At 31.6% G+C, this 13462-nt stretch carries 9 protein-coding genes and 3 pseudogenes; 3 read left to right on the forward strand and 9 right to left on the reverse strand.

What is annotated here, in order from left to right; translation table 11 throughout:
* Positions 1–28: 28 nt before the first annotated feature.
* The 6 genes and pseudogenes from LB888_RS11170 to LB888_RS11195 all read right to left on the reverse strand — a co-directional run bounded on the left by LB888_RS11170 (position 29) and on the right by LB888_RS11195 (position 8677).
* A pseudogene (locus tag LB888_RS11170) lies at positions 29–2121 on the reverse strand (ATP-dependent nuclease).
* Positions 2093–2218, reverse strand: coding sequence for a hypothetical protein (locus tag LB888_RS11175; protein ID WP_318752972.1), 126 nt, complete (start codon positions 2216–2218; stop codon positions 2093–2095). Before LB888_RS11175 ends, LB888_RS11170 begins: the two are co-directional and overlap by 29 nt.
* A 291-nt stretch (positions 2219–2509) precedes the next feature.
* Positions 2510–2853 (reverse strand): annotated as a pseudogene (locus LB888_RS11180) (nucleotide pyrophosphohydrolase).
* Positions 2854–2859: 6 nt separating this feature from the next.
* Complete coding sequence (locus tag LB888_RS11185) at positions 2860–4461, reverse strand: type I restriction-modification system subunit M (RefSeq protein ID WP_318752973.1); 1602 nt, start codon at positions 4459–4461, stop codon at positions 2860–2862.
* 15 nt (positions 4462–4476) lie between these two features.
* The gene (locus LB888_RS11190; protein WP_318752974.1) at positions 4477–5673 is read right to left on the reverse strand and encodes a restriction endonuclease subunit S; all 1197 of its coding nucleotides are present in this window, start codon (positions 5671–5673) and stop codon (positions 4477–4479) included.
* Positions 5674–5689: 16 nt separating this feature from the next.
* Positions 5690–8677, reverse strand: a pseudogene (locus LB888_RS11195) (type I restriction endonuclease subunit R).
* Positions 8678–8779: 102 nt separating this feature from the next.
* On the opposite strand from LB888_RS11195, the gene LB888_RS11200 reads away from it, so the two are divergent.
* The gene (locus LB888_RS11200) at positions 8780–9283 is read left to right on the forward strand and encodes a restriction endonuclease subunit S (protein WP_412928020.1); all 504 of its coding nucleotides are present in this window, start codon (positions 8780–8782) and stop codon (positions 9281–9283) included.
* 27 nt (positions 9284–9310) lie between these two features.
* Positions 9311–10225, forward strand: coding sequence for a site-specific integrase (locus tag LB888_RS11205; RefSeq protein WP_101814016.1), 915 nt, complete (start codon positions 9311–9313; stop codon positions 10223–10225).
* A 58-nt stretch (positions 10226–10283) separates the two neighbouring features.
* Here LB888_RS11205 and LB888_RS11210 read toward each other — a convergent pair whose 3' ends face one another.
* Positions 10284–11120, reverse strand: coding sequence for a nucleotidyl transferase AbiEii/AbiGii toxin family protein (locus tag LB888_RS11210; protein ID WP_318752976.1), 837 nt, complete (start codon positions 11118–11120; stop codon positions 10284–10286).
* Positions 11120–11707, reverse strand: coding sequence for a type IV toxin-antitoxin system AbiEi family antitoxin domain-containing protein (locus LB888_RS11215; RefSeq protein WP_318752977.1), 588 nt, complete (start codon positions 11705–11707; stop codon positions 11120–11122). Before LB888_RS11215 ends, LB888_RS11210 begins: the two co-directional genes overlap by 1 nt.
* Positions 11708–11879: 172 nt before the next feature.
* Here LB888_RS11215 and LB888_RS11220 point away from each other — a divergent pair, with 172 nt between their 5' ends.
* Positions 11880–12716 carry a hypothetical protein gene (locus LB888_RS11220; RefSeq protein ID WP_318752978.1) on the forward strand — a complete coding sequence of 279 codons (837 nt, stop codon included), beginning with the start codon at positions 11880–11882 and terminating at the stop codon, positions 12714–12716.
* A 329-nt stretch (positions 12717–13045) separates the two neighbouring features.
* On the opposite strand, the gene LB888_RS11225 is transcribed toward LB888_RS11220, so the two are convergent.
* Positions 13046–13429, reverse strand: a complete 384-nt coding sequence (locus LB888_RS11225; RefSeq protein ID WP_078755921.1) for a VOC family protein — start codon at positions 13427–13429, stop codon at positions 13046–13048.
* Positions 13430–13462: the final 33 nt, after the last annotated feature.

The following is a 13462-nucleotide window of genomic DNA, read 5'->3' on the forward strand; positions in this document are numbered from 1 at the left end:
GCTTCAAATACTTTTTCTACTTCTGGCTCTACTGTTCTCGTAACCATAATAATCCCTCCGAAATATATTTAGGTACTTTCCACGTGTTTTCTTCATCTTCAAAGTACAATAAACTTGATGCAAAGGCAGACTTTTTGTTCACTTTTTTCCTAACAAAATTATATAAATCTTTTATTTCTTTATCATCAAAGTTTTTTAAAGCGTCATATTCAATAAGACCATCTTTTTGTTTAATAATGAATTCTTTATTTAAACCGATAAAGGAATCTTCAAAACTAGCAGGCTGATACGTACTTCCATCTTCGGGAATTTGATATGTAATTCGAAAATTCCCAATGCATTTTTCTTCTTTTGTTTTTTCAACCACTAATTCAAATTGAGTCTTTGCACCAGGTTTCAGATTGTCTTTTCCAAAAAAATCTATAATAGACCTATTACTAATATGAGTACCCTCTTTAGGAGCACAAGCTGTATAAACAGTACGCTCCTTTCCATTTTTATCCAGTTTTTTTCTTCTTTCGTACTGTCAATATCCGTAATAATTAGTACTTTAATTCCTAAAAATTCAAATAGTTTTCTAAACACTTGTGAATGAGCACCTGTTTCAATGATTGAAATGTTTTGAGAAAGTAATGGCATTATATTTGAATTTTGTTCTATTGGATTATCTTTATCCACCTTTTGCATCATTGTTGGCAGTAAAATTCTTTCCGTATCACCCTCAATACAAATCACTTTATCAGCGAAAAATAATTCACTACTATTAAGAGTAAGATACTGCTTTACAAACCTATATCCTAATTGCTCCTCTTTATATTCTTCTTTCAATGAATTAAAAGCTTTTGCTACTACCCCATTATTACGCTGAAAATAAATTAAATCATCAAAGTTACAGTCAGATATTATATGAGATGAGTGAGTTGTAATTAAAGTTTGAATACAACTAGTACCTCCACTTACTTTTAATTCTTTATCGTGTTCCTTTAATAAATCTTTGATATTCTTAATAAAAATATACTGTAATTGTGGATGTGTATGCGATTCAGGCTCTTCAATATAAAATAGGTTAATATCGGCAGGATCATTTTTTATATCTAGCATTAAAGTCTCAATTTCAAAAATTATTCCATATAGATTTAAATACCCCAAACCATTATATGTCTCAGGTAATAGACTATCATCATGTTTATAATACAACGTCGTATTATTACTTAAAATATCCTTCTCAGATAGTGATGAATGAATTGCTAACTCTGATCCACTATCATTTCCACCAAATCTTTTTACTCGTTCAAAGACTGGAGTAAATATTCCTTCGTTATTATCATCACCACTATAAGCTTTCGTTAAAGTTTCATCTGCTTGTAAAATTGCAGATTGAAGTATATTAAGTGCATTGTTGTCAATATCTTCGCTATTATTTAATTTATAAAATCGATTTGACGTCTTAGACAATGAATGATTATTTTCTTTATTAGATACTTCTCGAGTAGCACTAATCCCTCTTACTTTAATGAGTTTGTAAACATCTTTCATTTCAAGTAAATCAGACTTTTCTTCTGTCACTTTTTGAGTAAGAGGATCGTATCCTAGTGAATATATCTGCATCTCGAAGAAGTTTCTCACATTTTTCTTCATAAATGAATCAAATTTTGAAAAATCATCTGCAAATTCACGAATTAATTCGCTTAAATCATAAAGCTTTTGAAGAGGAATTAGGTAAGAAAATTCAAGAATAATAAAATTATTATCTGGATTTAGATCCATCATAAAACCTTGGATATTTTGATAAGAATCTGATTCTGAGTATTGAACCCATACTTGAAGAGTGATACCTAAACGAGACTCTATTACAGAATCAGGGGTGTCACAGACAGCCTTAATATTGTCAAAGATTTCCTTTCTATGATTTAAGTTAATATCTTCCCATGTCAAAGTACGACTGGAATTTTTATTGAATATTTTATCTAACACAGACAATATCGAAGTCTTACCGCAATTATTTTTACCAACAATCAAAGATAGTTCACTCTTTAAATCTAAAGAAAAATCCTTCAATAAACGATAATTTTTAACATGAATTTTTTTATTTTCATATCTTTTCTCCTTTATTCTTATCACATAACTCTTTCAGTCGATCCTGTTCTACCTTCACCATCTCCTCTTCCTTACTCCAACTTCCAAAGAGTGAGTCTTGTCTTTCTTTCAAATCAATCATTCCTCCTAATTGGATAATTATATCAAAAAGATTACCTCAATTGTTTCTGTAACTGGGGAAAGTTACGTGCAACAAATTGGGTAATCTTATTGTAACTTTTATAGAGCCCAGATGAAATGACGAGGTCCATGTTACGAGACTACCTAAGCTTTAGCTATATTAACATAATATACATGTCTACTACTCGTCTAAAAATTTTGTAAAATATGCTTTAAAATCCTTTTAATAGGAACTGAATGAAAAATATAAAATAAAGAAGCATCCTCGGCTTAATCGAATGCTTCCTATTAGTTAATTGTTTTCTAGCTCAGTATATTTCTTATTGCTGCCCTTTGCTTGACTAATTGGATACTTAACGCCATTCTTCACGATTTTTTTCGAATAATATCGCTTACGTCTAAATCCAAATTATCAGCCATCATTAAAGTATAGATTAAAACATCAGCAATTTCTTCTTTTAAATGCTCTAACGACTCTGCCTTTGCTTCCTCAGACGAACGCCACTGAAAAATTTCTAATAGTTCATTAGCTTCTAAACTAATCGAAATTGCTAGATCTTTCTCGTTATGATATTGTCGCCAATTACGCTCGTCTCTAAACTGATTGATTTCTTTAATAATTTCGTTGATTTCCATGTTATTCTATTTAAATTCCTTTAAAAAATCCTGTAAGAATTGATCTTCTTCTGGTGTTGTCCCCACTAGTTGATTCAACATACCAAATAATTCTTTAGTTGTTACCTCGATTTCAGCATCTAGTGTTTTAATATCTTTGGCAATTTCATTTAATGGAACAACTTCTTCTTCTTCAAAAGTATCAACGTATCGAGGTATATTTAAATTAAAGTCATTTTCAACAATTTCATCAAAGCTTGCTAAATAACTGAATTTATCAATTTCTTCACGACTGATATAAGTATTTAAGATTTTTTCAATGTGTTTATCAGTCATAATATTTTGATTTTTACCTTTTTCAAATTCTTTTGAAGCATCGATAAATAAAACATCTCTATTTGTTCGGTTTTTCTTAAGAATCATGATGGTTGTAGGTATACTTGTGTTAAAGAAAATATTTGCTGGTAATCCAATAACCGTATCAATTGCTCCTTCTTCTAACAATCTTTGACGAATCTTACCTTCTGCATTGCCTCTGAATAGTACACCATGTGGTAAAACAATTGCCATTACGCCAGAATTTTGTTTTAAATGATAATAACCATGAAGTAAGAATGCAAAATCAGCTTTTGACTTTGGAGCTAAAACCCCAAAACTTGAAAAACGTGGATCTTGTAAAAAGCCGCTATCTGCTGACCATTTTGCAGAATAAGGTGGATTCATTAAAACAGCATCAAAATCTGTTGGTTCATCTGTTGGCCAGTCTTGATCTAAAGTATCAGCATCACGTAAATTTTGATTTTCTACAGCAACATCGTGAAGAATCATATTCATACGAGCTAAGTTATAGGTTGAACGGTTTAATTCTTGTCCAAAATAGGCAACATTATCTGGATAGTTTGAATATTTTTTTGCATTTAAAAGTAACGACCCTGACCCCATTGTTGGATCATAGACAGTGAAATCACGTTTATCCTCACGTCCATGCATAACAATTCGAGTCATTAGTTGTGAAACAGGTTGAGGCGTATAGAACTCACCTGCTTTCTTTCCAGAATCACTTGCAAATTGTCCAATTAAATATTCATAAGCATCCCCAAGAATATCACCTTCATGGTCTGCCAAATTAATATTAGACAATTCTTTCATAATTTTGGCTATTGTTGCATTTTGTTTTTGATTATTTGCACCTAATTTTCTCGAGTACAAATCTATATCCTCAAACAAATCTTCAAAAATTTCATTTGATTGTTCAATATTTCTGAAGCCTTGAGCTAAAGACTCTAATTGAAATTCACCCATGTTAGCTTGATTAACTAAAGCAGTAAAAGATAATGCAGGTTCCAAAATATAACCAATTTCGTCGTTAAGAATTGCAATCAAATCTTCACGTGTTTCATCATCCTGCCAAGAATCTTCAAATAATTTTTGTGCTTTATCAAGATTATGAGTTGGTTCTTCTAACACTTCTGAGATATAATAAAGCATTTTATCAGATAAGTATTTATAGAATACAAGGCCTAATAAATAGGATTTGTATTCGTTGGCATCCATTTTCGAGCGTAATTCATCCGCACAATTCCATAATGCTTGATATAAAGATCTTGAATTTTTAATTTCTTCTGTCATGTCATACTCCTTTTTCTATATAAACATTTTCGAAAGTAATGTCTTTTTCAATTCTTGATATTGTTCTATTTTTCGCTGATGAAGAGTGATGGTTGTATCAACTATTGAAAGTAAAAAACTGATGGCATCTTGCTCAGTTTTATTTGGTATATATGCAGTTGTATTTTTTAAATCAAGACTATTTATTGAGTCAAAAGTAGAACCAGTACTTAACTTTAACCAATATCCATTTAATTTAAATGTTTTCAGTAACTGAAAGATAAAACCATTGCCTTTTATTGATGCTACACCGCGACCTAGCACCACATTATATTCAGTAACTGCAACATCTCCAACAGGTGCTCGAACTGTTAAAATAATATCTCCTGGTTCTGCAGTTTTTGTAACCTCTTTTGTCCAGACTCTAGGATTTACTTTTCCATTTAAAATGTCTGCATTTCCTTGAACTAAAATATGGTCATTAGGATTATTTGTATAATTTACTGAATTAGGCGATTGTCCCATAGTTATTGAAGTAATTTCCCCCAACTTTCGCTGTTCCCAATTGTCAGTAAAACCGGCAAATCTTAACTCTGGAACTGCTTTTCCATTCTTAGGAAACATTTTTGAAAGTAGAGTTTTCTTTAAACTTTCAAGTGTTTCGAGCTTACGCTGATGAAGAGTGATTGTCGAATCTAATAATATAAATAAATTTTCAATTGACTTCTGTTCTGGTAATAAAGGTACGGTTGTTTTTATTTTTGAAAACTGATTTTTGTTAACTATCTGCATTGTTCCTTTACCAGCAATATTTAACATTGATTTTGACCATTTACTACTTAAGGTATATAAAAAATACGGTGAATTATATTCATTAGGCACTAATGCATTTATTTGCTGGTTAAAACTACCTTCAACTCCCAATAAGGTGTTCTTACCAATACTAGCAATTGATGTAATTAACACACTATTCTTTGGAACTATTTTGGCTTTAGTAATGCCATACTCCGATAACCTTTTTGCTGAATTAAAAGTGATATTATCAACAATATCAGTTGGAGTAACCCAAATTATTCCGTCTTTAGAATAATTATTCTTGTCTTTAGTTGATGGAGTGTTACCTGTCACAATATCACCTAGTTCCCCCAACTTTCGCTGTTCCCAAGCTTCAGCATTTTCACCAGAAAATTCTTTAAATCTTATTTTAGGTTGTAAAATTTTATTTTTTGACATCTACTTAATCCCCTTTCTAACGTCTGGTTTTTAGCGGTTCTACCACTTCTTCAACGAATGACTGATAAGCAGCTTTAATTTCTCTTCGATATTTTAGTGGGCTTAATGCCTTATCTCCATGCGTCTTCTTGTATTCATTGTAATTGCGAGAGTCGTCTAATGCTTTTTCTCCTCTTTGTCGTTTTTTACCAGGTAAATAATTTTCAGAATAGAATATCAATTCTTCTTCCCCTACAGCCCATTTTTTTGCAAATTGTTCCGTTTCTTCACGAATGACATTTTCATTTTTTTCGTCTAATAATTGCATAACAGATTGACCACGATAACTCACAGGATCCATTTGAATTTGATACCAGATATCTAAAATTTGTTTAGCTAACTGTGGGTTTGTAATAGATAATTCATTTATATATTTATCTATAGAATCCATATCTTTCTTAGAAATGTCCTTAATCTCATCATCATCAGGAATAAATGATTGAATCAGGCTAATAATATATTCGTAATCAATAACATCAGAGTGAACCGATTCTAATTCATAATGAATATCGATTTCTTCACTGTCTTGAACTTCATCTATTACACGATTTTTAATTTCCTCTATTACATTTTGATATTTCCCATGGTAATCTTCAATAAGTCTATCAGATAGATTAAACTTCTTGAAGATTTCCTCTTTATCATAATCACTATAAACTTGAATGGATGCATATAACTTATCAAATTCTTGAAAGGCTTTAGCAAAGCGTTTTAACTCTTCAATTGAGGCACTTTCAATTTGAGGCGTATCCTCCGGTGTAGGAGCAATATCTAAAAGTGTTTTTAATTTTTTGTTAAAACGAACTATTTCTTCATCCCATTCAGGAGCTAAAACTGAATTTTCACCACCATTAGAATATAATCTTAAAGCATCATCCACTGCTAACTTAAATGTATTAGGGGATTGAAATGTCACTATTTGTCCATAATTCTTTTCTCTATCATATAAACGATTAGTACGACTAAATGCTTGAATAAGATTTTGGTATTTCATTGGAGGTCTATCAATGAACAGTGTAGATAAACAAGGTGCATCAAAACCAGTTAATAAACGGTCGACTACAATCACTAAGTCTAATTGTTCATCGCGAAAATTGTATATTTCTTTTTTCTTGCTAAGCGATCATTAACATTCGTATTATAACCACGTAAGTCACTGATAGTATAATGGGTGCCGAATTCTTGATTATAATAATCCATGGCCTCTTTCATTTTATCTTGATTTTTAGTACTAGCTTCTTCATTTTCAGAAACGGAATAGGTAATCGCAAATTTAGGAAAATCCGGAAGCCGTTTTTTTGTTTCCTCTGATATTTTAACAGGACTAGTACCATTTTTTACTGCTGTAAATAACTCAAAGTATTTTTGTGCTAAAGCGATGCTTCTAACCGTCAATATCGCATTATAAGTATTCCCTTGTCCTCTATGTAATCCTAACTTTCTTTGAGCTTGATTGACAATATAATCAACCACTTTAAGCATATGGTCTTCAGATTCATAGACTTCTTGAGGGATATCTTTTTCTTCAATTTTATTATGGAATGTATTTAAGTACTCAACTTGAAACCCTAAAACTGCTTTGTCTTTTATTGCTTCTTTAACAGTATAGGCATGTAAACATTTTCCATATTGTTCTTCAGTAGTTTGAGGTAAATCTCCAACTTGTTCCCGTTTGTTTTCTGCAAAAATAGGTGTACCTGTAAAGCCATACCACATTGAATTTACAAAAAACCTCGATAATTCTCGATGAGTTTGTGGCGTGACGGCTCTATGGCATTCATCCACGACAAAAGCAATTTCTAACTGTTTAATTCTATTTATTTTTGCTTTTATAGTGCCCATATTCGAATTTGCGCAACATATTCATCATTTTTTGAATTGTAGTAACAACAACAGCTTTATCATTGGCATATAATCGATTAACTAATTCATTTGTATTCTCAGTTTCATCAATATCAATCACATCGTTTTCTGCATAAGACATGAAACTAGAAGTCGTTTGTTGATCTAAATCACGTCTATCTACCACAAAAATAGTTTTATTAATACGTGGAATTTGTAGAAGGTTTCTTGCTACTTTATAACTAGTTAAAGTTTTTCCAGACCCAGTCGTATGCCAAATATACCCTGATTCTCTATTTTGACTTGCAAGTTTAACTTGTTCAATTGCGTGCACTTGATAGGGTCTAAGTAAGATTAAAGCTTTCTTTTCATTATCCAATACAGAATATTGCATTACTAATTGATGTGCTCTAGGAATTGACAAAACATGTTCAGCAAACTCTAACAAATCATTAACAGGTTGATTATTTTTATCTACCCATTTAGTTAAAAATTGATCATTAAGTTTATTTTCTCTTGCCGCAGCGATATAACGAGTTTCAACCGTATTGGAAACGACAAACATTTGAAGTGAAGAATAAATCCCTCTAAACATACCCTCTTTATCATATTTCTTTATTTGATAGAAAGCCTCTTTAAAAGGAGTCGATCTATTTTTTAATTCAATATGAATCATCGGTAAACCATTAATTAGCAAAGTAACATCTAATCGACGATTACTGTCTCTTTCAGTTAATCGTTCCCTTTTTACTTGATTAACTACCTCATAAGAAGACGTTCCACCAGTAACGTTGTCTCGACGAATCACTTCTAACCTAATTTTTCCAAGTGTTGCATCCTCACGCTGTACTTCAACTCTAGCAATACCATTTTCACCTACTAACCATTTAGCAGCATTAAAATAATTTGTGAAATTTAATTGGTTTTTAATTTGTAACTTTTCCTGGTCTGTTAAAGGGACATCATTTAAAACGCTAACATTATTTTGTGCTAATTTTTCAAAGAAATTATCCCATAATTGTTCTTCTGTTTGGAGATCTTTACGATACGTCCACTGGCTTTCCCCAGTAGTTAAACGATCAATTAACTGGTTTTCTATTTTTATTTCACCAGTAAACCTCATAACCTCTCCCCCATTTCATTAAATGTGTATACAATTAATATTTTATCATATTTAAGAAAATATTAATATATAGACTTTGGGATAACTTGGGAACAGCGAAAGTTGGGGGAAATTACTTCAATAACTATGGGACAATCGCCTAATTCAGTAAATTATACAAATAATCCTAATGACCATATTTTAGTTCAAGGAAATGCAGACATTTTAAATGGAAAAGTAAATCCTAGAGTCTGGACAAAAGAGGTTACAAAAACTGCAGAACCAGGAGATATTATTTTAACAGTTCGAGCACCTGTTGGAGATGTTGCAGTTACTGAATATAATGTGGTGCTAGGTCGCGGTGTAGCATCAATAAAAGGCAATGGTTTTATCTTTCAGTTACTGAAAACATTTAAATTAAATGGATATTGGTTAAAGTTAAGTACTGGTTCTACTTTTGACTCAATAAATAGTCTTGATTTAAAAAATACAACTGCATATATACCAAATAAAACTGAGCAAGATGCCATCAGTTTTTTACTTTCAATAGTTGATACAACCATCACTCTTCATCAGCGTAATTTATTTTTTCCTGTGAAAATTTTTAATATTTCTCATATACTTTAGAAGTTCAATGAGTGGAAGGAGAATATTATGGTACAAGACTTACTTTTTGTAGACTATTATTGGAATTGGATTAATTTATACAAAAAAGGAGCGGTTCGTAATGTTACATTGTCAAAATATTATATGACGCATAAGTGGGTTGGAAAATTAATGCCTAATTTATTATTAAGAGATCTAAATAGATTAACTTATCAAACCTTACTAAACGATTATGCAAAGTTCCATGAAAAACAAACAACAATGGATTTTCATCATCAGTTAAAAGGTTCTATCATTGATGCTGTTGACGAAGGATTAATTGAAAGAGATCCTACACGCAAAGCAATCATCAAAGGAAAAACACCAAGGCAAAAGAAACAAAAATATTTAAGTCAATTTGAACTGCATACTTTAATACATCATCTTGATTTATCTCCAACAATATCTTGGGACTGGTTAATCTTACTCATTGCTAAAACAGGACTTCGTTTTTCTGAAGCCTTGGCTTTAACACCAGAAGATTTTGACTTTGCTCATCAAATGATTTCAATCAATAAGACCTGGGATTATAAGAATAATTCTGGCTTTTTACCAACAAAGAATCAGTCTTCTATTAGAAAAGTTAGAATAGATTGGCAATTAGTTATTCAATTTTCTGAATTAATTAAAGGATTGGATTCTGATAAACCTATCTTTGTTAATGGAAAAATCTATAATTCAACGATTAATAATATTTTAACTAGACACTGTCGAAAGATAGGGATTCCTGAAATTTCAATACATGGATTAAGGCATACACATGCCTCTCAATTATTAAGTGCTGGTGTTTCTATAGCTAGTGTTGCTCAGCGATTAGGTCATTCAAGTATGACAACAACTCAAAAAACTTATCTCCATGTCATCCAGGAATTAGAAAATAAGGATATCGATATTATCATGCGTTCAATGTCTGAATTATCTTAAAATAAACATTAACTAACTCATTGAACAAACATCCCTATCATATGGGATGTTTCTTTTCCTAAAAATCACAAGATCTTGTAAATTCGATTAATCTATCGATGACTTTCTTAAATGCTAAATCCCCTATATAATTATTATCATTTAAATAGGTTTGCCATAACTCATGAATAATCTCATCCTGTTCAATTTCTTCAATTATTTCATATACTTCTTCTAAAAGATTTACTGTTTTTCTATTAGAAAATGTATTAATTATCGCCTCTCTTAAAATTTCGTTATTAATTTCGGCATGTTTTAGTGTATATAAATAATAAATATCATAAAAATCTCTCATTCTTGTAGTCGAGATATTTCTACTAATTATCGTTTCAAATTTTTCCGATAATAGTGTCTCTATAGGATATGCTAAAATAGGATAAATTGCTTTCGATAATAAGCTTGGATAATGATATAAAATTTCTCTGGGTGTAATTTTATCTCCCACGGTAATATCTAGTTTCAGAACATTCTCGATATTTTCGAAACGTGCTACTAAATGTATTCGATAATTTTCATAGACATCGTTTTCTTTGATTTCGGTAATTTTCTTTAATACGAAATCTACATTATCATCATTTTCAATATTGACAATTTCTAATATAACTTTTTCAATATATTCTTTCTTAACCGGTAAACCGATAACGGTAGTGTCCATATCTAATGTGGTTCTATTTTCAACACCAATAATTGAGGCTACTAATAAACCACCTTTAATAATAAAATTATTTTTATATTTTGATTTAGAGAGTCTTTCGATAAACTTTTCAAAGAAAAACATTTGGAGCACTTCTCCTGCGCTAAGTCCACGTACTTTTGCGTATTGTTTTATTTTCCCTTTAAGTTGATCCTTATTCATTAACCTAATACCTCCATTAAACTGCGGAGAGTTAATTCAACGCCAAGTTTTCTAGAATATTTGATTAGTTTACGTTTATCAATTTGTGCTTGTTCAAAATAAGTTTTTATCGCATGAGTGTATATTTGCTTATCGATTTTATTTTTGTTAGCAATAATATCACATATGGTTCTTTCTACATCGTATACTTGAATTGCATTGCCAAATGGAGACTTTTTAGTACTAATACCTAAATCGAAGTTTTCTTTCTTAATGTAATGGACTTGTATGTTAGAGAACTTTTTTGTTAGACGACTTGCATTATACCCCTGAGGGACACTGATATGAAAGACGTTTGGGACGCGATCGCTTAAATCGTGTAAGTATAAGGCTGTATGATGTGAAAAGACAACGCGTTTATTTTTATAAGATATTAAGGCATAATCATCAACTAAGTCATTATTTTTTATATAAACCCCTTCCTTTAGACGTTCCAATTTTCCTTGGTTAACTAAACTAGATAGGGTTACTCTCGAAATCCCTTTTGATTCAGCTTGTTGTGTAGTGAAAGTTTGATAATTGGCTAACAGTTCTTCAACTTTATCCATAATGTCGCCTCCTTTATACATATATGCTTTAATTTTATAATTTTAACGCACATATGTAAAGTGGCTAGTTTGAATTAAATCATATCACTCTCTATTAATAATAATTATTAGACTTTATTTTTTAAAATGATTATAATTAATATGGTGAAAATTTATTTTAAGGAGTGACAATATGTCAATTTTAGCAATTATTTTAGCTTTCTTTGGTGGCGTATTTGGTGCTGCGATTGGAGCGATCCCTGCGATTGGTTTATGTGGGTTCTTCGTCTTAATCGGCTCATCAATCATGGCTGCTGGAGGTTCAGCAGATTTCTTAAACAATGTCGCATTTGGTTATTTCTTTGGACCCCATATCGCTTTCACCGGTGCTGTAGCAGCAACTGCTTACTTAGGTTCTAAAGATAACTCTGGTTTCCATGGAACAGATATTAATAAACAACCATTTGCTTCCAATGATCCAATGGCTTTATTAGTCGGTGGTATCTTCGCCGTTATCGGTTATTTATCAGCTTACTTAATTACCGAAGTATTAGGATTAAAAGTTGATGGTGGCGCAATCGGTATCGTGATTGGTTCCATTATTACTCGTTTAGTATTCGGTGGTGGCGAATTTATGTCGCAACCTGAAGAAGGACAACCAGTCTTCAATATGAGTACCAATGATTTAGTCTTTGGTTTATTATGGTCAGCAGCTTACTCTGCTATCATCGCTTATGTAACACAATTAACAGGTATTCCATTCTTTGGCTTTGGTTTTGGAGCATTCTTATTCTTCTTTACCATCTTTGGTGCCAACTTCCCGGTTGGACATCATGTCGGGATTATCTCAGCTTTAGCAATGGTTGCTTTTAATAACTTCTTCTTAGCGATTTTATTTGGTGTGATGGCGTGGTTCGTATTTGAGTTAGTTGCTCGTTTCTTCAATACCAATGTCAAAACACATATTGACCCACCCGCTTATGCAATTGCATTATTTTCATTCATCTTAAATACATTCTTCATTAAATAATTGAAGCAATAGAAACAGCCTAACAAACTCACATCGGGTTTGCTAGGCTATTATTTTTTGCGTGTCTGCTCTTATATCGGTATCACAATACTTTATTAGCTGGGGCGCAACAATCATGGAAGATGCGCGTGTCTTTTCTTATATCGGTACAGCAAAACAATATGATTTTCAAAATACCTTGACTCAGTATGAGTCGAAACCAGTCTTCTGGTCGCATCGAACAGCAAATTCTTTATTGCCATTCCTCTCTCATTCTGAATCAAGGTATATAAAATTACTTTCTTAGTCTTTAATGATTTTCACGATCAAGTCATCATTATTACTTTGATTTAAACCGTAATTTCTAATTGATTACCTTCAAAGATAATGAACTTACTCTCATAATAACCGTCACCGGTTGTACGTGGGCCATCAATTAATTCATAGCCATCGCTTTCTAATGTTTTGGTTAGCGCATCTACTTTCTCCTTACTGCCTACACTCATTGCCATGTGAACAAATCCGGTTCGATTTAAGCCTTTATAAGTATCCACCATGTCTGGTCTTGTCATTAACTCTAAGCGAGCGCCATCCTCAAATGTTAAAAAATATGAGCTAAATTCTGTGTTCGGATTGAAATACAATTCATTTGATTTTGCCTCAAAATATTTAACAAAGAAATCTCTCGCATCATCTAAATGATTAACATATATCGCTACGTGTTCAATTTTCATAGATTTCCCTCACTATTCAAGTTTGTTAGTTAT

Origin of the sequence: Globicatella sp. PHS-GS-PNBC-21-1553 (assembly GCF_033564055.1) — a bacterium.
GTDB classification, from domain to species: Bacteria; Bacillota; Bacilli; order Lactobacillales; family Aerococcaceae; genus Globicatella; species Globicatella sulfidifaciens.

What these genes read in the sequence shown, in the direction of transcription:
- LB888_RS11185 (WP_318752973.1), bottom strand. Translation starts at nt 4,461, where the DNA reads ATGACAGAAGAAATTAAAAATTCAAGATCTTTATATCAAGCATTATGG.
- LB888_RS11220 (WP_318752978.1), top strand. Translation starts at nt 11,880, where the DNA reads ATGTCAATTTTAGCAATTATTTTAGCTTTCTTTGGTGGCGTATTTGGT.
- LB888_RS11205 (WP_101814016.1), top strand. Translation starts at nt 9,311, where the DNA reads ATGGTACAAGACTTACTTTTTGTAGACTATTATTGGAATTGGATTAAT.
- LB888_RS11225 (WP_078755921.1), bottom strand. Translation starts at nt 13,429, where the DNA reads ATGAAAATTGAACACGTAGCGATATATGTTAATCATTTAGATGATGCG.
- LB888_RS11175 (WP_318752972.1), bottom strand. Translation starts at nt 2,218, where the DNA reads ATGATTGATTTGAAAGAAAGACAAGACTCACTCTTTGGAAGTTGGAGT.
- LB888_RS11190 (WP_318752974.1), bottom strand. Translation starts at nt 5,673, where the DNA reads ATGTCAAAAAATAAAATTTTACAACCTAAAATAAGATTTAAAGAATTT.
- LB888_RS11215 (WP_318752977.1), bottom strand. Translation starts at nt 11,707, where the DNA reads ATGGATAAAGTTGAAGAACTGTTAGCCAATTATCAAACTTTCACTACA.
- LB888_RS11210 (WP_318752976.1), bottom strand. Translation starts at nt 11,120, where the DNA reads ATGAATAAGGATCAACTTAAAGGGAAAATAAAACAATACGCAAAAGTA.